The sequence below is a fragment of the Microbacterium mangrovi genome, from assembly GCF_000802305.1.
In the GTDB taxonomy this organism is placed as follows: Bacteria; Actinomycetota; Actinomycetes; order Actinomycetales; family Microbacteriaceae; genus Microbacterium; species Microbacterium mangrovi.
Genome location: NZ_JTDK01000006.1, coordinates 160370 through 183920 on the forward strand (window position 1 = coordinate 160370; position 23551 = coordinate 183920).

A 23551-nucleotide genomic window follows, 5' to 3' on the forward strand; every position below is an offset into this window, starting at 1 on the left:
TTCAGATGCTCTCGTGCGTCTGAAAGAAGAGTCGCGCTCGGGTTTGGCTCACCGAGCGCCCGCCTGCAGCGGACAGGTGTTCGATTCCAGAGTCGGTGCCGCCGACCCTGCGACGACGATGCCGAACGGCGTGCCGGGGCACGAGACGCCCCCGACCCAGCCGCGGGCGGAGCCGCTCATGATCAGCGCGGCCTTGCGGGTGCCGGTGACACGCAGGCCCTTGATCGTCGGCGCCGCGGATGAATCGGCCTGCACGCCGACCGATCCGCCGGAAACGATGTTCGATTCCAGGGCAGGGGAGGCGTGCCCGGTGATCGCGACCCCGAGTCCGTTGCCGCGCATCGTGCTGTGTGCCACGGAACCGCTCGCGTGATCCAGGAAGACGATCCCGGCCCGCGTGTTGTCGGCGACGGTCGCGGACTCGATGCTCACCCGTCCATCGCCGGTGACGGCGAGTCCCGCCCAGCCGTTGCCGGACAGGACGGACTCCGTGACCTCCAGGGTCGTGTCGGTCCGGACCCGTCCGGTGTCGCTCCCCGACACGTATACGCCGGCACCGCCGGCTCCGCCGGATCCCGCCTTGGCGCCGCTGACCCGCACCCGGTTGAGGGCGAGCGACGCCTGCGGGCCGGCGACGATTCCGGACGCCGGCCGGGCGCCGACGAGCCGCACCGAGAGGTCGCTGAACCGCACCGTGCCGGCCGCGGCGATGAGGACGGCGGCATCGGCGGCATCCGAGCGGAGCACGGACGCGTCGCGCCCGGCACCGCGCACCGCGATGCCGTCGAGGAGCACGAGGGTGTCATCGAGATTCGTGATGCCCTTCGGGAGGACGATCGTGGATCCGGATGCCGCTCGCGCGACGGCATCCCGCAGATCCTGGCCTGCGGCGAGCGTCGTCGTGGCCGCCTTGTCGCCGACGGTGCCCAACAGCGTCGCCGACAGCCGCCGCCAGACCGCATCGCGCACCGTGCCCTCGTGCGGGATGCCCGCCAGGCCCGTCGCGAGGTCGTCGTCGAAGTGCGCGCACCCGGCCTGCCGGCGGATCGAACGCGCCGTGCTGACGGCGCTGCTCAGCGCATCCGTGGGTGCGACCGCCGCGCCCGTCGGGCTGGGCAGGGGACTCGGCGACGCGCCCGTGGTCGCCTCTGCATACCCGGACACCACCGTGCGGGCGGCGTCCACGACGCGGGCGACGGCGTCCGCGCAGGTCGCGCTCGTGCGCGGCGTCGGAGACCGGCTGTGGGTGGCGGGCCCGCCGGTGCAGCCGGCCAGCAGCATTGCCGTGCCGACCAGCAGGGCAGCGGGCACGTCGCGCCGCATCCGTCCGTGCATCCCAGCTCCTCCCACCGGTCTCACAGTCCGGAGCCTAGCGTCGTCGGCGCCCGCTGCGCCTCATTGCCCCCCCGCACGCAGAGCGATATGACCGGCGACGCGTACGCGGTCTCATCGTTCCCGCACGCTCAGTGCGTTTCGTCTCGTCGCTGCGCTCCTCGCTCAACGACCGGCTTCCCGCCGGGATCGGACCGCGGTGCGAGACCGCTTCTGAACGACGAGCCCGATCGCGACGACGACGGCGGCGAGGACGGCAGTCGCCGCGAGTTCCCCGCGCAGGTCCGACCAGATCGCCATCAAGACGAGCACGACGCAGATGAACACGATGACCGCCCAGGTGAGGAACGGATACGCCCACATTCGGATGACCAGGTGCTCGTCCAGCGTCTCCGCCCGCCGGCGCATGACCAGTTGCGAGATGGCGATCACGAGATAGACCAGCAGCGCGACGGCGCCCGAGCTGGCGAGCAGCGTCGAAAAGACCCGCCCGGGTGCGAAGTAGTTCGCCACCACCGCGACGAAGCCGACGACCGTCGACAGCAGGACCGCCGCCCGCGGCACACCGCTTCGCGACGTCCGGGACAGGAGCTTCGGGGCATCGCCGCGTTCGGCCAATGAGTACGCCATGCGGGATGCCGTGTACAGCGCCGAGTTGAGGCACGACGCGACCGATACGAGCACGACCGCGTCGACGATCAGCCTCGCTCCCGGCACATTCAGAACGGTCAGTGCCGCCAGGAATGAGCCGTCCTGGATCAGAGAAGGATCGTTCCAGGGAACGAGACAGATGACGAAGAAGATCGAGACGAGGTAGAAGATGCTGATCCGCCAGATCACTGATCGGGTCGCACGCCGGATCTGCGACGCCGGGTTCTCTGATTCGGCAGCGGCGATCGTGACGATCTCGGTACCCATGAAGGTGAACATGGTGGTCAGCAGCGCGGCGGCGACCGCCCCGACGCCGTTGGGGAAGAAGCCGCCGTTTTCGACCAGGTTCCTCGCGCCCGCGTGCTCCGGCCCGAAGACGCCGACGAATGCCAGGGCACCGACGATGATGAACGCGATGATCGCGAGCACCTTCAGAAGCGCGAACCAGAACTCGAACTCGCCGTAGTTCTTCACACTGAACAGGTTGGTGATCGTCAACGCGAGGGTGATGACCAGTGCGAAGACCCAGAGATCGACCTGCGGAATCCACGAGTGCAGGATGGCGGCGGCGGCCGTCGCCTCGACGGGGATCACAAGCACCCAGAACCACCAGTAGAGCCAGCCGATGCTGAAGCCCGCCCATCGGCCGATCGCACGCGTCGCGTAGACCGAGAACGAGCCTGACGCCGGGTTCGCTGCCGCCATTTCGCCCAGCATTCTCATGACGAGCACGACGAGCGCGCCGGCGGTGAGATATGAGATCAGTACGGCCGGTCCGGCCAGGTGGATGGCCGTTCCGGATCCGATGAACAGGCCCGCGCCGATGACTCCGGCGATGCTCAGCATCGTCACATGTCGGGTTTTCAAGCCGGTGGAGAGGTTGCCGGTCGCGCGCTGCGGCGCGCCGTGTTCGGGAGTCGGTTCCGTCGTGCTTCGTTGCATCCCTCGACGCTAAGCAGCGGGAGTCCGCGCGCACCCGCATGCGTGCGAATTGAGTACCTGAGGCCGCAGTTTTGAGTAGCGAAATCTCAGAATTGAGTAGTGAAACGCCAGAAATGAGTAGTCGAGGCCAAGAGTCGTGGTGGGTCGGGGAGCCGGTCCCTATTCGGCGTCGGGCGGCCGCACGATCGGCACGGCGGTGGTCTCCACCGCGACCTTGCGGCGATACAGCATCCGCTGCTCGGGGAGGGACAGGTCGAAGATGACCGCGAGAAGGCGGATCACGGTGGTCACGACGATCCCGATGATCGCGGCCGCCGCGATCGGCACGCCGAACGCATGCAGGACGACGAGCACCACGCTGCCGGCGCCGGCAGCGACCGCGTAGAGAGAGCCGACGTGCATGATGGCCACCGGGAGCCCCACCAGCACGTCGCGCAGCACGCTGCCCCCGACCGCCGCGCAGACGCCCACGAAGATCGCCGGGATGACGGGCAGCCCGAACGAGAGCGACTTGGTCGTGCCGAAGGCTCCGAACATGCCGATCACGACGGCGTCCAGCGCGACGATGGCGGCGTTCAGGCGCTGGAAGATCCCGGCCAGCAGCATTCCGATGAGCGCCGCGCCGACGGCCGTGAGCAGATACCAGTTGCTCTGCAGGGAGCGCGGCGTGACGTTGAGCAGCAGGTCGCGGATGAGCCCGCCGCCGAGGCCGATCATGACGCCGATGATGACCACGCCGAGGAAGTCGAGCCGGCGCTGCCCGCGGAATCCGGAGGCGAAAAGGGCCCCCTGGATGCCGCCGAGCCCGACTGCGGTGAGGTCCGCCCACAGCGGGATCACGAATGTCTGCTGGTCCACGCACCCATTGTCGTACCCGCCCGCGATAATCGATGTGTGCCCACCTATCGCGATGAGGTCGTCGTCCTCCGAACCCACAAGCTGGGTGAGGCCGACCGCATCCTGACGCTCCTGAGCCGGCAGCACGGCAAGGTGCGCGCGGTCGCCAAGGGCGTGCGGCGCACGTCGTCGCGGTTCGGCGCGCGGCTGGAGCCGTTCATGGTCGCCGATGTGCAGCTCTACCAGGGCCGCAGTCTCGACATCGTCCAGCAGGCCGAGTCGCTCGGGTCCTACGGCAGCGAGATCGCGGTGCACTACGACCGGTACACCGCTGCGAGCGCCATGGTGGAGGCGGCCGACCGGCTGAACGAGGCCGAGGCGACGCCGCAGCAGTATCTGCTGCTGGTCGGCGGCCTGCGAGCTCTGAGCCGGGGCGACCACGCCGCGCGCAGCATCCTCGACTCCTATCTGCTGCGTGCGATGTCGCTGTCCGGCTGGGCGCCCGGCCTCGAGGACTGCACGCGGTGCGGGGCCACAGGGCCCCACGACGCGTTCGTGGCCCAGCTCGGCGGCGTCGTCTGCGCGGACTGCGCGCCGGCCGGGGCGGCGCGGATCGCACCCGAGACGGGGGCGCTGCTGCGTTCGCTCATCGCGGGGGAGTGGGAGGCGGTGGATGCCGGCTCCGCGCAGGCGTCGGCGGCGGCATCCGGACTCATCGCCGCGTACGCGCAGTGGCATCTGGAGCGCGGCATCCGCTCGCTCGCACTCGTGACGAACACCGGAGAGGCAGGCCTGTGAGCCCCAAGCCGTTCACGCACCCCGACGCGGTCCCGTACCGTCCGCTGGACTGGACGGGGCAGCAGCCGCCGGCGTGGCCGCGCGGGAGCGTGCCGCAGCACGTGGCGATCGTGATGGACGGCAACGGACGCTGGGCGAATCGCCGCGGCCTGCCGCGCATCGAGGGCCACCGCGCGGGGGAGACCTCGATGATGGACGTCATCGCGGGCGCCGTGCAGGCGGGCGTCAAGCATCTGTCGCTCTATGCCTTCTCCACCGAGAACTGGCGCCGCTCACCCGACGAGGTGCGCTTTCTCATGGGGTTCAACCGCGAGGTGCTGCACCGTCATCGCGACCAGATGAACGAGTGGGGGGTGCGCATCCGCTGGGCGGGTCGCCGCCCGAAGCTGTGGGGGTCGGTGATCAAAGACCTGCAGATCGCCGAGCAGCTCACGAAGGACAACGACACCCTCACCCTCACGATGTGCGTCAACTACGGCGGCCGCATCGAGATCGTCGACGCGGTGCGCCGGGTCGCCGAAGACGTGGCGGCCGGACGCATCAAGCCGCAGGCGATCAACGAGAAGATGATCCGCCGACACCTCTACATCCCGGACATGCCCGATGTCGACCTGTTCATCCGCTCCAGCGGCGAGCAGCGCAGCTCCAACTTCCTGCTGTGGGAGTCGGCGTACGCCGAGTACGTGTTCCTCGACACGCTGTGGCCGGACTTCGACCGGGCCGAGCTGTGGCGCGCGATCGACATCTATCTGGATCGCGACCGCCGGTTCGGCGGCGCCGTGGACAAGCCCCAGGAGACCCAGCGATGAGAGAACGCGCCGCCCTGTACGTGGATGCCGGCTACCTGCTGTCGGCGTCGGCGACGCGGGTCGCGGGCACGTCGCTGCGCGGCGCCGTGACCGTCGACTACGCCGAGCTGGCCGCCGCCCTCATCACGCACGCCGAGGCCTCGGAGGGCCTCAAGGTGCTGCGCATCAACTGGTACGACGCCGGGCGCCACGGCACTCCCAGCCTCGAGCAGGAGCAGATCGCGCTGCTGCCGCGACTGAAGCTGCGCCTGGGTCGCACCGGCTACGACGGCGAGCAGAAGGGGGTCGATCTGCGCATCGGCCTGGACATGCTCACGCACGCCCGCAACGGCGCCGCCGACGTCTTCTTCCTGGTGTCCGGCGACGACGATCTCACCGAGGCCGTCGAAGAGGCGCAGGCGCACGGCGTCCAGGTGACGGTGCTGGCGATTCCGGATGCCGCGGGCAATCCGCACGGGGTGAGCCGGCACCTGCGCATGGCGGCCGACTCCGTCGAGGTCTTCGACGGCGCCATCATCGACGCGCTCGTGGAGCGGCGCGCCGTGGCCGACACCGCGGTCGCCGGGGCGCCGAGCCCGGCGATGTTCGGTGGCACCCACCGGCCGGCCCCCGCGACGGCGCCGGTGCCGACGTTCACGCCGAACCGCCGCGTGTCCGAGCCGGCGCCGCGGACGCCGTCCCACGAGGTGGTGTACTCGTCGGCGACGGGCCTGCCGCCGACCGGTCAGGCCGTCTACCTCGACGAGGCCAAGCTCACCGAGCAGGTCGACGAGGTGTGCCGCCGCGTGCTCAGCGCCTGGCTGCGCAGCGCGACTCCCGAAGCCCGCGAGGCGCTGGATGCCGGCCGGCCCCAGATTCCGCGCGACATCGATCGCACCCTGCTGGTGGACCTCTCCGATGCGCGCGGGGAGTACGACCTGACGGACGCGATGCGGTACCGGCTGCGGGAGCGGTTCTGGGTGGTGCGCGACGAGGATGGAATGCCCGACCCCTCCGCCGAGGTTGCTTCTTGATATGAGTACTGCGACGACCCCCGCCCCCATCACGATCGACGTCTGGTCGGACATCGCCTGCCCCTGGTGCTACATCGGCAAGCGCAATCTCGAGACGGGTCTGGCCGCGGCATCCGACGATGCGGACGCCCCGCAGGTCGAGATCGTCTACCACTCGTTCGAACTGTCCCCCGACACTCCCGTGGACTTCGTGGGCGGCGAGGCCGATTACCTCTCCCAGCACAAGGGCATCTCCGCCGCGCAGGCGCACCAGATGCTCGAGCGGGTCACGGGTGTGGCCGCCGATGCGGGCCTCGAGTACCGGTTCGACATCCTGCAGCACACCAACACGGTCAAGGCGCACGAGCTGCTCCACTACGCGAAGGAGCAGGGCCGGCAGCTCGAGGTGGCCGAGCGCCTGATGTCCGCCTATTTCCTGGAGGGGCGGCACGTCGGTCGCGTCGACGACCTCGTCGACCTGGCCGCCGAGGCGGGCCTCGACCCGGCGTCCACGCGTGACGCGTTGGAGTCGGCCCGGTACCTGCCCGCCGTGCGCGCCGATCAGGCGCAGGCGTCGGCGTACGGGATCAACGGCGTGCCGTTCTTCGTGATCGACGGCAAGTACGGCGTCAGCGGCGCGCAGCCGCCGGAGGCCTTCACGCAGGTCGCCCGTCAGGTGTGGGCGGAGCACCGCGAGGAGTCGGCCGCCGCCGCGGCGGTCTGACCGGGCTCAGCCGGGCAGGGCGTCCTCGATCGCCGAGATGATCTCGGGGTCGTTCGGGACGGTGCGCGGGCGGAAGCGGTGCACCGTTCCGGATGCCGTCACGAGGAACTTCTCGAAGTTCCACTGGATCGGTCCCTGGGCGCCCTCGGCGTTGCCGGTCCTCTTCAGCGCCTTGTAGAGGGGCGCGGCATGGCTTCCGTTGACCTTGATCTTGGCCATGATCGGGAAGGTGACGCCCCACGTGACGGCGCAGTAGTCGAGGATCTCCTCCATGGAGCCGGGCTCCTGGCCCATGAACTGGTTGCACGGGAAGCCGACGACGGTCAGGCCGCGGTCGCCGTAGGCCTTCTGCAGCTCCTCGAGCTGCTCGTACTGCGGGGTGAGACCGCACTTGGAGGCGACGTTCACGACCAGCACGGCGCGGTCCCCGAAGTCCGCGAGCGTGGCGCTGCCGCCGTCCGCCGTCTCGAAGGGGATCCGCCGCACATCCGTCAGGGTCGCATTCGTCATATCCACAGGCTAAGCCAGGCCCGAGCACCACGGCGTCGCGTCTGGGAGAATGGACAGGTGACCCTGATGACCGCACCCGCAGCCCCGTTGCGCATCGGTCCGATCAGCCTCGACGCACCGGTCGTCCTCGCCCCGATGGCGGGCATCACGAACACGGCGTTCCGGCGCCTGTGCCGTGAGTACGGCGCCGGTCTGTATGTGAGCGAGATGATCACCACGCGTGCGCTCGTCGAGCGCAACGCGACCACGATGCGTCTGATCACCCACCACGAATCCGAGACCCCGCGCTCCATCCAGCTCTACGGCGTCGACCCGAAGACCACCGCCGAAGCCGTGCGCATCCTCGTGGCCGAAGACCGCGCCGACCACATCGACCTGAACTTCGGGTGCCCGGTGCCGAAGGTGACGCGCAAGGGCGGCGGCTCGGCTCTGCCGTGGAAGCTCGGCCTGTTCCGCGACATCGTCAGCGGGGCCGTCCGGGCAGCCGGCGACATCCCGCTCACCGTGAAGATGCGCAAGGGAATCGACGACGAGCACCTCACCTACCTCGACGCCGCGCGCGTCGCCGAAGACGCCGGGGTGTCCGCGATCGCGCTGCACGGCCGGACGGCCGCCCAGTTCTACTCGGGCGAGGCCGACTGGTCGGCGATCGCGCGCCTCAAAGAGGCCGTGACGACGGTCCCGGTGCTCGGCAACGGCGACATCTGGTCGGCCGACGACGCCGTGCGGATGATGGCCGAGACCGGCTGCGACGGCGTCGTCGTGGGGCGCGGATGCCTCGGCCGCCCGTGGCTGTTCGGCGACCTCGCCCGGGCCCTCGGCGGTCCCGAGTCGTCGGCCGGCGAACCGGTCGATGCGACCCTGGGCTTCGTGGCGCGCGCCTTCCGACGGCACGCCGAACTGCTCGTCGAGTTCTTCGAAGACGAGGACCGCGGGTGCCGCGACATCCGCAAGCACGTCGCCTGGTACTTCAAGGGGTATCCCGTCGGCGGCGAGCTGCGTGCGCAGCTGGCGACGGCGTCGTCGCTCGCCGAGATCGACGACCTGCTTGCGACGCTGGACTGGGATGCGCCGTATCCCGGCGCTGCGGCCGAGGGACAGCGCGGTCGCGCCGGCACGCCCAAGCGTCCGGCGCTTCCCGACGGCTGGCTGAACTCCCGCGATCTCGGCGCCGAGGCGTCGGCGACCCTGGCCGAGGCCGAGCTGGACACCAGCGGTGGTTGAGGCCGTCCCGGCCGCAGGCTACGGCGAGGCCGACGCGGAGCGCTTCCACGTCGAGCGGCACCGGTCCGAGCGCGACGACTTCGCCCGCGACCGGGCGCGCGTGCTGCACTCGGCGGCGCTTCGCCGGCTGGCGGCCAAGACGCAGGTGCTGAGCCCGGCCAACCCCGTCGACTTCGCACGCAACCGGCTCACGCACTCCCTCGAGGTCGCGCAGGTCGGCCGCGAGCTCGCGACCGCGCTGCAGCTCTCGCCCGACGTGGTCGACACGGCGTGCCTGAACCACGACCTCGGGCATCCGCCCTTCGGGCACAACGGCGAGCGGGCCCTCAACGAGTGGGCCGCCGACATCGGCGGGTTCGAGGGCAATGCGCAGACCCTGCGCATCGTGTCGCGGCTCGAGCCGAAGGTGCTCGATGCCGCGGGCACCAGCTTCGGACTCAACCTGACCCGCGCGAGCCTCGACGCCACCTGCAAGTACCCGTGGACGATCGCGCATGCGCTGCCGGATCCGGGCGGCCGGATGAAGTTCGGCGTGTATCCCGACGACGAGCCCCTGTTCACGTGGATGCGGGCCGACGCCCCGCCTCGCGTGCGCTGCATCGAGGCCGAGGTGATGGACCTCTCCGACGACATCGCCTATTCGGTGCACGATTTCGAGGACGCCGTCGTCAACGGATACCTCGATCCTGCGCGTCTGATCGATGCCGGCGAGCACGAAGCCCTGGTCGGTGCGATCCAGGAGTGGGTCGGCTACGACTTCACCCGCGACGAGCTCGCCGAGGGCCTGGCCCGTCTGACCGCGCTGGCCGACTGGCGGGACGGCTTCGATCGGTCCCGGGCAGCCCTCGCGGCCCTGAAGAACCTCACGAGCGACCTCATCGGCCGGTTCGCGCGCACGGCGACCGCAGCGACGCGCGAGGCGTTCGACGTGCCGGTGCTCACCCGCTACGGTGCGCACGTCGTGGTGCCGCGCAGCGTCGAGGTCGAGATGGCCGTGCTCAAGGGGATCGTCGGGGCGACGGTGATGACCATCGACGGCCGCAAACCGCTGTACCGCGAGCAGCGGCGCCTGCTCAAGCGCCTCGCGACGGCGCTGTGGGAGCGTCCGGAGCGGCTCGACCGCATGAGCGCGGCCGACTTCGCCGCCGCCACGACGGATGCCGCCCGCAGACGGGTCGTGGTCGACCAGGTCGCCAGCCTCACCGATCAGCAGGCGATCGCCTGGCACGACCGGCTGGTCGGCGACGTCGACGCGTCCTCGATCGGGCTGTGGTTCCCGGCGTCGGTCGCCGTGCAGCTTCCCGACCCGGAGCTGCGCTGATGGCCGGGCGCATCGTCCAGGCCGACGTCGACGAGGTGAAGTCGCGCACGAACATCGCCGACATCATCGGCGAGCACGTGGCGCTGAAGTCCGCCGGCGTCGGCTCGATGAAGGGGCTGTGCCCCTTCCACGACGAGCGCAGCCCGAGCTTCAACGTCCGTCCGCAGGTCGGCTTCTACCACTGCTTCGGGTGCGGCGAGTCGGGCGACGTCTACACGTTCCTGCGCAAGATCGATCACCTGTCGTTCACCGAGGCGGTGGAGCGCCTCGCCGCGCGCATCGGCTATGCGCTGCACTACGAGGACGGCGGCGGCCCGGCGCCCGAGTCGAGCGGCCGGGCGCGCCTGTACGCCGCCAACTCGGCGGCGGCGGAGTGGTTCCGCACCCAGCTGATGACGCCGGGGGCGGATGCCGCGAGGCGTTTTCTGGGGGAGCGCGGGTTCGATGCCGGCGCCGCGGCGCACTTCGGCGTCGGCTACGCCCCGCAGGGCTGGTCGCACATGCTCGACGCGCTCACCGCCCAGGGCTACAGCCGTGACGAGCTGCTCGCCGCCGGTCTGGTGTCGCAGGGGCAGCGCGGGGTGTACGACCGTTTCCGCGGGCGGGTCATCTGGCCGATCCGTGATGTGACGGGCCAGACGGTCGGGTTCGGCGCCCGTCGCCTGTTCGACGACGACAACGGCCCCAAGTACCTCAACACGCCCGAGACGACGCTGTACCGCAAGACGCAGGTGCTGTACGGGCTCGATCTCGCCAAGCGCGACATCTCCCGCGGCGACCCCCGCCGGGTGGTCGTCGTCGAGGGGTACACGGACGTCATGGCGTGCCACCTGGCCGGCATCACGACCGCGGTCGCGACGTGCGGCACCGCGTTCGGGTCCGAGCACATGAACATCGTGCGGCGGGTCATGGGCGACGACTCGGGTGCCGAGGTCGTGTTCACGTTCGACCCGGATGCCGCCGGACAGAAGGCGGCGGTGCGCGCCTTCGCGGAGACGCGCGGCCTCAAGGCGCAGAGCTACGTGGCGGTCGCCCCGGAGGGGCTGGACCCGTGCGATCTGCGTCTCAAGCGCGGCGACGGCGCGGTGCGCGCTCTCATGGACACCAAGGTGCCCATGTTCGAGTTCGTCATCGACCAGCGGCTGAGCGGCTTCGACCTGGCGACCGTGGAGGGACGCGTCGGGGCGCTGCGCTCCGCGGCCGAGGTGGTCGCCGGCATCCGCGACGACATCATCCGGGCGGAGTACGAGCGCGTGCTGGCGCGGCGCATCGGCATGGCCCCCGACGAGGTCCACCGGGCCGTCAAGTCGGCGGCACGGCGTGCGGACTCCCGAGAGGCGGACGGCCCGCGCCGCTTCGCGACGCCGGTCGCGGATGCCGCGGCCGAGCCGGCACCGCCGATCGAGCGCGTGACGATGGCCTCGCTGCCGTTCGAGGCCGCTCTCGAGCGCGACGCGCTGATGGGACTCCTGCAGTTCGGCCACCGGCTGGACCGCTCCGAGTTCGACCGCGCGGCCGCGCAGCCGTTCCGGCATCCGGCCCTGGACGCCGTCCGCCAGGTGATCGCCGCGTGCGACCCGGAGCGAACCGGGTGGTCGGTCGAGGCGGTCTCCTCGGTGCGGGAGCCGTACCGGAGTCTCGCGGCAGAGCTCCTCACCGCGCAGTTCCCGGCACGGGACGACGAGCATGCGGTGGCCTCCACCCGCGCGATGGCCCGGCAACTCGTCCGGCGCAGCCTCGACGCCGAGAAGCAGGAACTGCTCGGAGCCGTGCAGCGCATCCCGGCGAACTCGGACGGCGGCCGGGCCGTGCGGCTGCGGCTGCGCGAGCTGGATGCCGAGCGCCAGCGTCTGCTCGACGAGGAGTGAACCCGCGATGACCACGACCCTGCAGACCGCCCGGCTGCTGCTTCGCCCGTGGACGACGAGCGACGCCGACGTCGACTTCCTCTTCGACATGTACGCGCGGTGGGACGTGCAGCGGTACATCGGCCGTGAGCCCCGGGTGGTCGCCGACCGGGCGGAGGCGCTCGAACGTGCACAGCGCTGGGCGACGGCCGAGTCCGGCATCCCAGGGCTTCCCGGTGTGCTCGCGGTCACCGATCTCGCCACCGGACACCGGTACGGATCGGTGCTGCTGAAGTCGCTGCCGGCCTCGGCCGAGACCGAACCGCTGCCACCGTCGGGCGAGACCGAGGTCGGCTGGCACCTGCATCCGGACGCCTGGGGGCGCGGCATCGCGAGTGAGTCGGCAGCCCGGATGCTGCAGGAGGCCTGGCGCGGGGGCCTCGTCCGGGTCCTCGCCGTGACCCACCCCGACAATCGGGCCTCGCAGGCCGTCGCACGGCGCATCGGCATGCGCGATCGCGGGCTCACCGACCGGTTCTACAACACCACGTGCGCCCTGTTCGAGGTGGATCGCCCGGCGACGTGACCTCCGACGCGGAGGCGCGTTGCTGGCGCCTGCCCCCGGAACCAGGCAGGATGGCACCATGGTCCGCACCGCTGCCGCCGACGTCGCGATCCGCTGCACGGACCTGTCGATCGCGCAGACGTCCGCCGGCCGGTCGCAGCGCGTCGTCGACGGCGTGAGCTTCGAGCTCGCGGACGGCGCGGCGCTCGCGGTCATGGGTCCGGTGGGCTCGGGCAAGTCGACCCTCGCGGCGACGCTCGCCGGGGTCGAACAGGCCGCCGCGGTGGCCGGGGGAGAGGCGATGGTCGCGGGGGTGCGCGTCGGTCAGTCCGCGCGGCTCCGGCGTCGGCTGACCTTCGCGACCGGCTATGTCGGGCAGACCTCCGGCGCGGAGCTGCCGCCGCGCCTGACCGTTGCCGAGATCGTGGCCGATCCGCTGCTCAGCCGGCAGCGCCGCGTGAATCGCCGCGCCGTCTCGCTCCGCGTCGCCGGCCTCCTCGACGAACTCGGGCTCGCGCTCGGGGTCGCGGACCGGATGCCGTACGAGCTGAGCGCCGGGATGCGGCAGCGGGTCGCGCTCGCCCGTGCCCTCATGCTCGACCCGCGCGTGCTGATCGCCGACGAGCCGCTGGCCGGGGTGGACGTCACCGCGCGCCCGCTCGTGTGCGAGGCGCTCGCCCGGCGGCGGGCGGCCGGGCTGGCGTGTCTGGTGGTGACGTCCGAGCACGACGTCATCGCCCGTCTGGATGCCGACGTGCTCGTTCTGCACGACGGGCACGCTGTCGCGTTCGGCCACGGAACGGACCATCTCGTGTGGTCTCCGTCGGCCGATCGGGCCGTGATCGCGTCATAGGCACCCCTCCCCGTCTGCTAAGCTGTAATGGTTGTCCCGCCGCAGGCGGGGAACATTCCTCCATAGCTCAATTGGCAGAGCAGCCGGCTGTTAACCGGCAGGTTCTTGGTTCGAGTCCAAGTGGGGGAGCGAAGGCCCGAGGCTCCACCCTCGGGCCTTTTTAGCTTCTGAGCTGGGATTTCTCGCCTATCGCACGGTCGATGTCTGGGCGGCGATGGCCTTGGGCGCCTCGATTGCCCACAATTTGCCCACATTTGCAGCAGAGCGAGCCGCGTCGAGCGCCTCAGAAACAGCGTCGAGGTCGTCGTCGAAGAGGTCCGCGTACGTGTCGAGCGTCATCGCGGCGCTGGCGTGCCCGAGCATTCGTTGCACTGCTTTGACGTTCGCTCCCGCCGAGATCGCAAGGGACGCCGCAGTGTGTCTCAGATCGTGAACGGTGACAGCCGGGAAAGAAGGATCTGACTCGCGCAGCTGGCGCATTGACCGGGTGAACCACGCGTCGCGGTGCGTGGGTTGCGACAGGTAGACACGCCCATTGCCGAACACCAGGGAGTCGCGGGCCTTACCGTCGCATGACGTGGCGAGAGGACCAGCGAGAAATTCCGGGAACGGCACTGACCGTGCGTGGTGGGTCTTCGGTGTTCCAACCGCGATCTGCCCGTTCACTCGCACGGCGTTCTCTTGGACCGAGACGCGCTTGCGCAGCATGTCGAGATCACGCACGCGGAGCGCCACCATCTCACCCCATCGGAGACCGGTGTATGCGAGGAACAGCACGTACAGGCCCTCATCGCCACAGGCGACCGCGAGGCGCTCCACCTGCGCATGGGTCAGATACTGGCGACGCTTGCGCACCTTACGCGGGAGTTGCACGTCCTTCGCGGGGTTCGCCAACAGCAGCCGATCGCGGACAGCGACTTCGAGGATGGAGTTGAGCACTCCGAAGGCCTGCCGTACGGTCGACGGACTCAGCGGGCTGCTCGCCTTCTTGGTTGACGGAGCGGTACCGGCGGTCAAGGCCGCCACCCAGGATTGGATACTCGAGTGCTGGATCTCCGAGATTCGCACAGCACCCCACTTCGGTTCGACGTAGACCCGCCAGCCGCCTTCCACCCACGCGTACGAGGAGGGTTTCAGATGTGCTTGCTGCGATATGAGCCATCCACGAGCAAGCTCGGCGAGGACTACTCGCCCAGCCGCAGCGTCGACGAACTCGCCCCGCGCTTTGGACAGTTCAACAGACGCGAGGAAGAGGTCCGCATCACGCTTGGTTCGAAATCCCCGCTTGTCGGTCTGTTTGTTCTCCGGCGTGCGGTAGCGAACGCGATATCTGCGCCCCTTGACCGTCTCGTATGGCTCGACGCTACCCATCAGCGGATGCCTCCTTCTGTCGCCAGGTGTGCAGCCGGATCCCGGAGCACCCTGAGCACGTCGGATTCGAAGTCGTGGCACAGCTAAGCACCAAGAGGAGACAGATGTCAAACGTCGACAATCTTACGCAGATTGATGTGAGTTGTGCTGTGCGACGGCCCGACCGCCGGTAGGGTCGGCCCTGCGGCTCTCCGCTGCCAGGCTGCACTCGGGGTCGACGGAGGGCGGTTGCCCTTTCGATGAGATCCGCTGGGAGTCGCCGTGACGAACGCAGGCCCGCTCTCCCGCCGACTCGGGCTGGTCGATGCGATCGCGATCGGGCTCGGGTCGATGATCGGGGCGGGTGTGTTCGCCGTGTTCGCGCCCGCTGCCGCAGCTGCCGGATCCGGCCTCCTGATCGGCCTCGCCATTGCGGCCGGCGTGGCCTACATGAACGCGACCGCATCGGCGCAGCTGGCAGCCCAGTATCCGACATCCGGCGGCACCTACGTCTACGGGCGCGAACAGCTCGGGGAATGGCCGGGCTACCTCGCCGGGTGGTCGTTCGTGGTCGGCAAGACCGCGAGCTGCGCCGCGATGGCCCTCACGTTCGCGGCCTATGTCGCCCCACCGCACTGGCAGAAGGTCGTCGCGATCGTCGCGGTCCTGGTTCTCGCCATCGTCAACTCGTTCGGCGTCACCAAGACCGCAACGGCGGCGAAGATCATCGTCGTCATCGTCCTTGCCGTGCTCGGGCTCGTGGTCGTCGCCGCATCCCTATCGGGGCAGGGCTCGCCCGCCAATCTGCTGGGCGGCCTGGGTGAGCACGGATGGTACGGCGTGCTCCAATCCGCCGGGTTGCTGTTCTTCGCATTCGCCGGGTATGCCCGCATCGCCACCATGGGAGAAGAAGTGCGCTCGCCCCAGCGCACGATCCCCCGCGCGATCATGATCGCGCTCGCCCTCGCACTCGTCGTGTACTTCGTGATCGCGGTCGCGGCCCTGGCCACGCTGGGGTCGGAACGTCTCGCCGCATCATCCGCACCCCTTGTGGATGTCGCGGGCATCGGCGGGTGGGCGTGGACCGGTCCGATCGTCCGTGTCGGCGCCTCGGCCGCCGCGCTCGGCGCCCTGCTCGCCCTGATCGCCGGGGTGGGCAGGACCGGCCTGGCGATGGCCCGCAACGACGACCTGCCCCGGTGGCTTGCGGCGGTGCATCCTCGCTACCAGGTGCCGCACCGGGCCGAACTCACTGTGGCCGCGATCGTCTCCGTCCTGATCCTGACGGTCGACCTCCGCGCCGCCATCGGGTTCTCGTCCTTCGGAGTGCTCCTCTACTACCTGGTCGCGAACATCGCCGCGTACCGGCAAGACGCGGAACACCGCCGCTTTCCCCAGCCGCTGCAGGTCATCGGCGCCGCCGGCTGCATCCTCCTGGTCGCCACCCTTCCGTGGGGGTCGATCGCCGGCGGCATCGTCGTTCTTGTGATCGGCGCCGCATACCGCGCGATCCGCCTTCGCGTGACGAACCGCTGATCGTGGTTAGCGCTGCGGTACCTCGGCCCGGGTGGACGTTCGCCATCCTCGGCGGGTCAGGCCTTTCGGCTTGTATACGTTGAGGATCAGGATGCCGATGAGCAGCGCGAGACCCACGAGCGGATGCGCGAGATCAGCGGGCAGGGCAAATACCTGATCGGCGGTCGCGGTGCGGGCCGTCTGTGCCAGGCGATCCACGGTGGGCATGTGGGCGATCAGAACCCCGGTCAGCACGATGGTCCCGACGAATGAGAAGCAGACCCAGTAGTGCCGCAGCAGTCCCCATTTCGTGCCCAGGGAGAGTGCGACTCCGGTGACGAGCGAGCCGAGGGCGAGGGGAACGAGGGCCCACCAGCCGATCAGAGCCATGGCGATCCAGGCGCTCCGAAGATCCAGGATCCGGCTGGTGGTCAGCGGCCTGAAAGCGAGAGTGAGATAGGCGATGACCGCGCCGATCCAGCCGACGGATGCGGTCAGATGGATGGCCAACACAAGTCGCCGAACTGGTGGCGAATAGGTCATGCGGCCCAGAGCCTCGCGCCGGTGGGCGCGACCAGGGCGCCGTGCATGCCGGCCATGGCGTTGCCGAACAGGAGGTGGACGATCACCACCGCTGCAACAGCTACGACGATGGCGATGAGGAGAGCCCAGACCCATCGGGGCGGGGCGGTGGCGTGGCATCGGGATCGGTCATAGCTCCTCCATGAACAGTTTGTGCATAGCGTGACAGAGTGTATAGCACCGGACAGGTTGTATAGTTTTCGTATGGCGAAGCCCTGGCAGGAGACTCTCGGTGACCATCGTCGCGACGTGCGCACGTCGATCATGCATGCGACGTGGAGCCTCGTGCACGAAAAGGGACCCCTGGCGATCACGATGGCCGATGTCGCCGAACGCGCCGGCGTGTCCAGAGCGACGCTCTACAAGAACTTCCCCAGCGTCGAGGCGATCCTCGTCACTGCTCACGGCGAACGCGTCGAGGCGCATCTCGAGCGACTTCAGAACGTCGTCGATGCCGCGCCCGATGCCGAAACCGCTTTGACGGGTCTTCTGGAGCGGTACGCCGAGATCGCATTCCAACGGGCCCGCAACGGTGGTCCGGACCTCCACGGACTACTGCACAGCGGCGGCGACTACGAAGCTCACGAAGCCAAGCTCGCTGCGCTGTTCGCCCGCGTCATCCAGTCCGCGCAGAGCGCGGGTGAAGTCCGTGGCGACGTGGCGGCACCCGAGCTGGCGGCGTATTGCGTTGCGGCGCTGGGCGCCTCGGGGCAGCTGCCCCGCTCATCTCAGGCGGGGCTCATCCGCACGATCACTTCGGGTCTGCGGGGCGGCGGCAGCTGAGCTCAGTCGTCGTGGCCGGAGTGATCCTCGTCCTCGAGCAGCATCCCGACCGAGGTGGCGCAGGTGTCGCCCTTCCAGGCTTCGATTCCCTCCCGGATCGCGAAGACCGCGATGACCAGGCCGGCGATCGGATCGGCCCACGACCAGCTGAACAGACTGTTCAGCAACAGTCCGATGAGCACGGCCGCGGAGAGGTAGGTGCAGATCAGGGTCTGCTTCGAGTCGGCGACAGCGGTGGCCGATCCGAGCTCGTGGCCGGCGTGCCGCTCGGCGAACGACAGGAACGGCATGATCACCACACTCAATGCCGTGAGCACGATCCCGACCGGCGAATGCTGCACCTCGATCGCACCGAGCAGAGTGGACACGGAGCTGACCGTGACGTAGAGGGCGAGGGCGAAGAACGCGAGCGCGATCACCCGGAGCGTCGGCTTCTCCCAACGTTCCGGGTCTCGCCGGGTGAACTGCCAGGCCACGGCCGCCGCCGAGAGGACTTCGATCGTGGAGTCCAGGCCGAAGCCGATCAGCGCCCCGGACGACGCGGCGCTGCCCGCAGCGATCGCGACGACGGCTTCGACGAGGTTGTAGACGATGGTCGCCGTGACGATCCAGCGGATGCGACGCTGCAGCACGGCACGACGCGCGGTGGAGATGGTGGACATCATGCGCAGGTGCACTCCTCGCCGGCGCAGCAGCCCGGTTCGACGAACAGGGTCACCCGCAGCAACTCGTCCAGTGCCGGCGCGATGTGCGGATCGGCGAGCCGATACCAGGTGCGACGGCCGTCCGGGATCGCTTCGACCAGGCCGCAGCCGCGCAAGCAGGCGAGCTGGTTGGACATCACCTGGCGAGACACACCCAACGCGTCGGCGAGGTCCGACGGGAACGCGGGTGCCTCACGAAGAGCAAGCAGGATGCCGGTGCGCGTCGCGTCCGACAGGGCGTGACCGAACCGGGCAAGCGCCGCAATGTGCGTGACCGTGGCCGGGGAAGCGGGAGACACCATCCCTCGATAGTACAGATAGCCCTGTACTATCGGGTTCCCAGCGGCTCCTCGACCGTCCGACTGCCGGGCGCGAGTGCTGGGGTCAAGCCGCGAGGACCATCAATGAGGCGATGCCGGCCTCGCTGCCGGTCACGGTGAGCTCCAGCAGCTGGTCTCCGCGTTCGACCTGCCAACGGGCGAACGAGCAACACTTCTGCTCCATACCCACGAGTTCCATGAGCCGATCCGCGGCGTCGTCGATATCGGCGTAGCGGATGGTGAGGCGCCCCGGTTCCCGGTGTACGTCTCGCCGGAACTCGGAGTTGAACGACCGCCACGCAGCTGCTTGGGTTGCACCATCCGACTCGGTGAGGGTGCACGCGACCGGAACCAGCGGGAGCGGCGGGAATTCGCTCATGCCGCCGACTCTACCGCTGCCCGGCGGCGTCGGCGCCGGTGATCAGTCGAGGAATGACCGCCACCATGACCACCATCGCGCACAGCTCGACGAGCGTCTGCGTGACAACGACGAGCGGCGCGAGCGCGAACGCCGCCGGCAGTGCTAGGGCGAGCGGGAGCACGACGAGAGAGTTTCGCGTCACCCCGCTGAACGTCACCGCTCTTCGGCCGGCGATGTCGATCCGCGCCATCCGGGCCACGATTGCCCCCACCGGGGCGACCACCAGAACGAAGACCACGAAGAGGGGGACGACGATCAGCAGCTCGTGCAGCGAACCGCTCACCTGGAAGACCTGAGAGCCCACCACGACGGCCAACGTGAGCATCATAAACGGCACCATTGCCGCCGCCATGATCGTTTCGACCGCCCGCCCGGCAGGAAACCGCGGGGCCAGCAGCTGCACGCCGGCAGCCAGGACAAGCGGCAGCGCGATCAGCAGGAGAAACGCCTGCACGAACGGACGTGGATCGAACGCCGACACCACGGAGGGACCCGCCATCAGCCAGAGGTACACCGGCAGCAGAACGATCTGCAGCACCATCAGGATCGGCGTCGCAGCAAGCAGACGATCGCGCGCGCCGCCCGCCAATCCCGAGAACACGATGACGTAGTCCACGCACGGCGTGAGCAACACGAACAACACACCCACCAGCAGGGCGGCATCTCCCGCCACGAACCGGCTCAACCCGAACACGACGATCGGGACGATCATGAAGTTCACCACGACCACGATCCCCAGGAACCGCCAGTCGCGGAACGCGCGCCCGAACCGCGCGAACGGGACACCGAGGAACGTCGCGAACAGCAGCAGGCCAAGCACCGGAGTGATCGCACGCTCCAACGGATGCGCGACCGCCGGGATGAGCAGTCCGACCACAGCGCCCATGACGATTGCAGCCAGATACAGCACCACCTGGCGCCGATCCCACCACGCGACCAACCTCTCCATACACCTCAGCATGGCCGGTCCGCGCCCGGCATGGAGTCCGGCCTGCACGTGGGCCGACAGGCTGTGCACCTGTCGGTCTGCGCGCCTGCGGGTCTGCGGATCTCGCCCACGGGTCGGGGCGCGATTCCGGCTCCGCCGACGCTCGCGACGACTCGTCCGATGTCAAGCTGAGTGAGTTCATCAGATCCACGCTGCAGGGGTCGGCGTAGGTTCGGAGGGTGGCAGTTGATGAATCGCACGACGTGCTCGCTGACAGGTTGCGATCGCGAGTGGGCGACTCGGGCACCGCGTCCGAGGCGATCCGTGAGGGCGCGTCCACTGTCGGGGCGGGACACGAAGCCGAGCTTCCATTCCCGGTCGGTGACCTCGCACGCCTGGTCGGATCTGCGTCGTCTCGCGTCACCGACGCGCTGGTCGCTGACGTTCGCGAGGCTGTCGGGTCGGAGGTGGCGGCGTTCGAGGTCATTCTCTCTGCCAGCGTCGGGGCCGGTCTCGTCCGGTGGGACGTCGCATCGAGGGTGATCGAGGAGGCCGGCCGTGAGGCTTCCTGAGGTGGCGCGGGGAGATTCAGTCGGGCACCGGCTGATGATCGGGATGATTTCCCGGTTCGCCGGGTACCGACTGCCAGATGCTGCGCGGGTCGCGTTCTACGACCGGAAGTTCGTCGGACCGGTCCTGGGGGAGTGGACGCAGAAGGTCATGCGCGGGCCGAGCAGCTGGTCGGTATCGCAGCGTGAACTCATGGCGGCGATGGTGGCGTTGTGGAACAGTTGCCCATTCTGTGTGGGCGCGCACGGTGCGATCGCCGTCAGAGGAATGGACGACGCCATCGTGTCGGCCGTGCTCGCCGATTACACCACTGCCCCGATCGATGAGAAATACCGTGCCACTCTCGTGTTTCTCGAGAAGATGACCCGGAACCCCAGCGCGCTGAACGTGGAGGACGCGCGTGCGGTGCTGGATGCGGGAGTGAGTCAGCAGGAGCTGAGCGACGCCGCCGCGGTGTGCGCGATTTTCAACATCATCACCCGCTACGCCAACGCGTTGGGCTTTGAGATGCCAACGCCGGCGGAGTTCGCAAAGGCCGCCGGGATGCTCCTTCGCCGCGGATACGGATAATGTCGCACGCTCCGACGGCGAAAACGTAGCGGGCACGGTTGGAGTGCGCAGAGGCAAGCTTGGACGGTGGCGACCCGCCCGGGGTCACGCGCCCGATTGTGCGGTGACGAGTAGCGCTGATACCTGGTCGAGCGATTCCGGGACGAGTCGGTAGTAGGCCCAGGTGCCGCGCTTGGATCGGGTGAGGAAGCCGGCTTCGGTGAGCACCTTGAGGTGATGCGAGACCGTGGGCTGCGACAGCCCGATCGGTTCGGTGAGATCGCACACGCACGCCTCCTGACCGTCGCTGGAGGCGACGATCGACAGCAGCCGCAGCCGAGCGGGGTCGGCGAGAGCCTTCAGGGTGGTCGCGAGTTGCTCCGCGTCGGCCTGACCGAGTGGTTCTTTCACGAGCGGCGCGCAGCATGCCGCGCCTTTCGCGGTGACGTCGGTGACCTCGAGCATCGTGACCATGCATCGAGCATAATCGATATTGACAGATGTCGATACAGCGGCACATACTGAACATCGACGTTCATCAATATCCCTTCGCGGAGGTCTCTCGTGACATTGCTCCTTATCACCCCTCGTCCCGTCGTGGATGACCGGCTCGCGACCCTGCCGGTGTTGATCATCGGCGCCGGGCCGGTCGGGCTCGCGGCGGCGGCGAATCTCGTCGAGCGCGGCGTCGACTTCACGATCCTGGAGGCCGGGGCCGAGGCCGCCTCGTCGATCCGGCTGTGGGGGCATACCCGGTTCTTCTCACCGTGGCGGCACCTGATCGACCCCGCCTCCCGCCGCCTGCTCGAAGCATCGGGATGGGCGCTCTCCGCGGCAGAAGGCCGGGCGCCGACCGGGCAGGAACTCGTCGACGAGTACCTCGCCCCGCTGGCGGAGCTGCCGGAGATCGGTTCCCGCATCCAGTACGGGACGAAGGTCGTCGCCGTGACCCGGGACGGGATGGATCGCACCCGCACTGCGGGCCGTGCCGGCGCGCCGTTCCTCCTGCGTGTCGAGCACGCGGACGGCCGCGTGGAGGAGATCACGGGACGTGCAGTGATCGACGCGTCCGGCACATATACGACCCCGAATCCGCTCGCGTCATCCGGACTCCCGCCACTCGGCGCCGACAAGGTCCGCGACAGGATCATCCACGCGCTGCCCGATGTCCTCGGCGCAGATCGTGCCCGGTTCGCCGGCAAGCACACCGTGGTCGTCGGGGCAGGGCACTCCGCAGCGAACACCCTGATCGGGCTCGGCAAGCTGGCCCGGGACGAGCCGAGGACCCGGGTGACGTGGCTGATCCGCAACCCCTCCGCGATCCGCGTGTCGTCCTCCGCGGACGATGAGCTACCCGAACGCGCCAAGCTCGGCACCCGCGTGGAACGCTTCGTGGCATCGGGCGTGGTGGACGTGGTCGACTCGTTCCAGATCTCCCGCCTCGAACCCACCGACCCGGCCGGCATCCGGCTGGTCGGCACCCGCCGTGGCGAATCGGCCGTGGTTGAGGCGGACCTCGTCGTCGCGGCGACCGGGTTCCGTCCCGATCTGGACATGCTCCGCGAGGTGCGTCTCGAGCTGGACGATATCGTTGAGGCCCCGAAGCGCCTCGCGCCGCTGATCGACCCGAACCTGCATTCCTGCGGCACCGTGTCTCCGCACGGGTTCCAGGAGCTGAAGCACCCGGAGCAGGGGTTCTTCATCGTCGGCATGAAGTCCTACGGGCGGGCGCCGACATTCCTGCTTACCACCGGTTACGAGCAGGTCCGCTCGGTCACCGCCTGGCTGGACGGCGACCTGAACGCCGCGTCGCAGGTGCAGCTCGTGCTCCCCGCGACAGGCGTCTGCTCCACCGGCGACTCGAGCGGCGGGTCCTGCTGCTCGTGACCGGCATCCGGACCATGTTGCCGGGCGATTGGCCGGCGGTGGAGGAAATCTTCGCCGCCGGCATCGCCGCAGGCGAAGCCACCTTCGAGACCACGACTCCCTCCTGGGAGCAGTTCGACGCAGGAAAGGTCCCCTCCCCGCGCCTGGTCGCGACCGACGCGACCGGCACCGTCGTCGGGTGGGCAGCGGCCTCCCGGGTCTCGGCCCGGGAAGCGTACCGGGGTGTGATCGAGCACTCGGTGTACGTCCACCCCGACCATCAGGGTGAGGGCATCGGCACGCTGCTGCTTCACGCCTTCGTCGCGGCGGCCGACGATGCCGGGTTCTGGACGATCCAGTCGAGCATCTTCCCGGAGAACACCGCCAGCATCCGCCTGCACGAGAACGCCGGATTCCGGATCATCGGCACCCGGGAACGCGTCTCCCGGTCGCTGCTCGGCCCACACGCCGACGCCTGGCGGGACACTGTGCTCGTCGAGCGTCGCTCCGGCGTGAACGGCACCTGACACCGCTTCGCGACCGATCACCCACGCTCCG

The 23551-nt window shown here is 69.2% G+C and carries 26 protein-coding genes and 1 tRNA gene; 16 read left to right on the plus strand and 11 right to left on the minus strand.

The features are described from left to right. Positions 1-48: 48 nt before the first annotated feature. From LK09_RS04610 to LK09_RS04620, 3 genes are all read right to left on the minus strand, one after another. A complete protein-coding gene (locus LK09_RS04610) occupies positions 49-1335 on the minus strand; it encodes a right-handed parallel beta-helix repeat-containing protein (protein WP_039396599.1) in 1287 nt (428 codons plus the stop codon). Positions 1336-1497: 162 nt separating this feature from the next. Further along, a complete protein-coding gene (gabP, locus tag LK09_RS04615; protein WP_052226415.1) occupies positions 1498-2925 on the minus strand; it encodes a GABA permease in 1428 nt (475 codons plus the stop codon). A 159-nt stretch (positions 2926-3084) separates the two neighbouring features. Then, positions 3085-3783 carry a trimeric intracellular cation channel family protein gene (locus LK09_RS04620; RefSeq protein WP_039396602.1) on the minus strand — a complete coding sequence of 233 codons (699 nt, stop codon included), beginning with the start codon at positions 3781-3783 and terminating at the stop codon, positions 3085-3087. Between the two features lie 36 nt (positions 3784-3819). Here LK09_RS04620 and recO point away from each other — a divergent pair, with 36 nt between their 5' ends. The 4 genes from recO to LK09_RS04640 are packed head-to-tail and all read left to right on the plus strand — an operon-like array spanning position 3820 to position 7085. Beyond that, positions 3820-4560, plus strand: coding sequence for a DNA repair protein RecO (gene recO, locus LK09_RS04625; protein ID WP_039396605.1), 741 nt, complete (start codon positions 3820-3822; stop codon positions 4558-4560). Continuing rightward, positions 4557-5369 carry an isoprenyl transferase gene (locus LK09_RS04630; RefSeq protein ID WP_039396608.1) on the plus strand — a complete coding sequence of 271 codons (813 nt, stop codon included), beginning with the start codon at positions 4557-4559 and terminating at the stop codon, positions 5367-5369. Before recO ends, LK09_RS04630 begins: the two co-directional genes overlap by 4 nt. After that, positions 5366-6382 (plus strand): NYN domain-containing protein, encoded by a 1017-nt coding sequence (locus LK09_RS04635; protein WP_082008060.1) that lies wholly within the window; start codon positions 5366-5368, stop codon positions 6380-6382. The genes LK09_RS04630 and LK09_RS04635 overlap by 4 nt, the downstream gene beginning before the upstream one ends. Position 6383: 1 nt before the next feature. Beyond that, entirely contained in the window at positions 6384-7085 is a 702-nt protein-coding gene (locus LK09_RS04640; protein WP_039396611.1) for a DsbA family oxidoreductase, read from the plus strand. 6 nt (positions 7086-7091) lie between these two features. Here LK09_RS04640 and LK09_RS04645 read toward each other — a convergent pair whose 3' ends face one another. Further along, on the minus strand, positions 7092-7595 hold the full coding sequence (locus tag LK09_RS04645; RefSeq protein ID WP_039396613.1) for a glutathione peroxidase: 504 nt from the start codon (positions 7593-7595) through the stop codon (positions 7092-7094). Between the two features lie 66 nt (positions 7596-7661). Between LK09_RS04645 and dusB the strand changes: the two genes are divergently transcribed. From dusB to LK09_RS04675, 6 genes are all read left to right on the plus strand, one after another. Next, complete coding sequence (dusB, locus tag LK09_RS04650) at positions 7662-8819, plus strand: tRNA dihydrouridine synthase DusB (RefSeq protein ID WP_197060966.1); 1158 nt, start codon at positions 7662-7664, stop codon at positions 8817-8819. Beyond that, positions 8812-10140 (plus strand): deoxyguanosinetriphosphate triphosphohydrolase, encoded by a 1329-nt coding sequence (locus LK09_RS04655; protein ID WP_039396617.1) that lies wholly within the window; start codon positions 8812-8814, stop codon positions 10138-10140. Before dusB ends, LK09_RS04655 begins: the two co-directional genes overlap by 8 nt. Further along, a complete protein-coding gene (gene dnaG / locus LK09_RS04660; protein WP_039396620.1) occupies positions 10140-12008 on the plus strand; it encodes a DNA primase in 1869 nt (622 codons plus the stop codon). The genes LK09_RS04655 and dnaG overlap by 1 nt, the downstream gene beginning before the upstream one ends. A 7-nt stretch (positions 12009-12015) precedes the next feature. Then, complete coding sequence (locus LK09_RS04665) at positions 12016-12573, plus strand: GNAT family N-acetyltransferase (protein ID WP_039396623.1); 558 nt, start codon at positions 12016-12018, stop codon at positions 12571-12573. 58 nt (positions 12574-12631) lie between these two features. Beyond that, complete coding sequence (locus LK09_RS04670) at positions 12632-13405, plus strand: ATP-binding cassette domain-containing protein (RefSeq protein WP_039396626.1); 774 nt, start codon at positions 12632-12634, stop codon at positions 13403-13405. Positions 13406-13461: 56 nt separating this feature from the next. Further along, a tRNA-Asn gene (locus LK09_RS04675) sits at positions 13462-13534 on the plus strand. Positions 13535-13591: 57 nt separating this feature from the next. Here LK09_RS04675 and LK09_RS04680 read toward each other — a convergent pair. Further along, the gene (locus LK09_RS04680) at positions 13592-14776 is read right to left on the minus strand and encodes a site-specific integrase (RefSeq protein WP_039396629.1); all 1185 of its coding nucleotides are present in this window, start codon (positions 14774-14776) and stop codon (positions 13592-13594) included. A 261-nt stretch (positions 14777-15037) separates the two neighbouring features. Here LK09_RS04680 and LK09_RS04685 point away from each other — a divergent pair, with 261 nt between their 5' ends. Then, positions 15038-16291 carry an APC family permease gene (locus LK09_RS04685; protein WP_039396632.1) on the plus strand — a complete coding sequence of 418 codons (1254 nt, stop codon included), beginning with the start codon at positions 15038-15040 and terminating at the stop codon, positions 16289-16291. A gap of 6 nt (positions 16292-16297) precedes the next feature. On the opposite strand, the gene LK09_RS04690 is transcribed toward LK09_RS04685, so the two are convergent. Then, positions 16298-16780, minus strand: coding sequence for a DUF2269 domain-containing protein (locus LK09_RS04690; protein ID WP_197060967.1), 483 nt, complete (start codon positions 16778-16780; stop codon positions 16298-16300). Positions 16781-17101: 321 nt separating this feature from the next. On the opposite strand from LK09_RS04690, the gene LK09_RS04695 reads away from it, so the two are divergent. After that, the gene (locus tag LK09_RS04695) at positions 17102-17635 is read left to right on the plus strand and encodes a TetR/AcrR family transcriptional regulator (RefSeq protein ID WP_197060968.1); all 534 of its coding nucleotides are present in this window, start codon (positions 17102-17104) and stop codon (positions 17633-17635) included. Positions 17636-17637: 2 nt separating this feature from the next. On the opposite strand, the gene LK09_RS04700 is transcribed toward LK09_RS04695, so the two are convergent. The 4 genes from LK09_RS04700 to LK09_RS04715 form a co-directional block, all read right to left on the minus strand. Further along, the gene (locus LK09_RS04700) at positions 17638-18300 is read right to left on the minus strand and encodes a cation transporter (protein ID WP_039398036.1); all 663 of its coding nucleotides are present in this window, start codon (positions 18298-18300) and stop codon (positions 17638-17640) included. After that, positions 18297-18641 (minus strand): ArsR/SmtB family transcription factor, encoded by a 345-nt coding sequence (locus LK09_RS04705; protein ID WP_039396641.1) that lies wholly within the window; start codon positions 18639-18641, stop codon positions 18297-18299. The genes LK09_RS04700 and LK09_RS04705 overlap by 4 nt, the downstream gene beginning before the upstream one ends. 82 nt (positions 18642-18723) lie before the next feature. Beyond that, entirely contained in the window at positions 18724-19038 is a 315-nt protein-coding gene (locus tag LK09_RS04710) for a hypothetical protein (protein ID WP_039396644.1), read from the minus strand. 10 nt (positions 19039-19048) lie between these two features. Then, complete coding sequence (locus tag LK09_RS04715; protein WP_039396647.1) at positions 19049-20029, minus strand: arsenic resistance protein; 981 nt, start codon at positions 20027-20029, stop codon at positions 19049-19051. Positions 20030-20247: 218 nt separating this feature from the next. On the opposite strand from LK09_RS04715, the gene LK09_RS04720 reads away from it, so the two are divergent. Both LK09_RS04720 and LK09_RS04725 read left to right on the plus strand, forming a co-directional pair. After that, the gene (locus LK09_RS04720; RefSeq protein WP_039396649.1) at positions 20248-20580 is read left to right on the plus strand and encodes a hypothetical protein; all 333 of its coding nucleotides are present in this window, start codon (positions 20248-20250) and stop codon (positions 20578-20580) included. Next, the gene (locus LK09_RS04725) at positions 20567-21148 is read left to right on the plus strand and encodes a carboxymuconolactone decarboxylase family protein (RefSeq protein WP_039396651.1); all 582 of its coding nucleotides are present in this window, start codon (positions 20567-20569) and stop codon (positions 21146-21148) included. The genes LK09_RS04720 and LK09_RS04725 overlap by 14 nt, the downstream gene beginning before the upstream one ends. 84 nt (positions 21149-21232) lie before the next feature. Here the strand turns inward: LK09_RS04725 and LK09_RS04730 are convergent, their stop codons facing one another. Then, positions 21233-21601: an ArsR/SmtB family transcription factor gene (locus LK09_RS04730; RefSeq protein WP_039396654.1), complete on the minus strand. Its 369-nt coding sequence runs from the start codon at positions 21599-21601 to the stop codon at positions 21233-21235. 90 nt (positions 21602-21691) lie between these two features. Between LK09_RS04730 and LK09_RS04735 the strand changes: the two genes are divergently transcribed. Together LK09_RS04735 and LK09_RS04740 are read left to right on the plus strand one after the other, a co-directional pair. Continuing rightward, complete coding sequence (locus LK09_RS04735) at positions 21692-23014, plus strand: NAD(P)-binding domain-containing protein (RefSeq protein ID WP_039396657.1); 1323 nt, start codon at positions 21692-21694, stop codon at positions 23012-23014. Between the two features lie 14 nt (positions 23015-23028). Beyond that, positions 23029-23520: a GNAT family N-acetyltransferase gene (locus LK09_RS04740; protein ID WP_039398038.1), complete on the plus strand. Its 492-nt coding sequence runs from the start codon at positions 23029-23031 to the stop codon at positions 23518-23520. Positions 23521-23551: the final 31 nt, after the last annotated feature.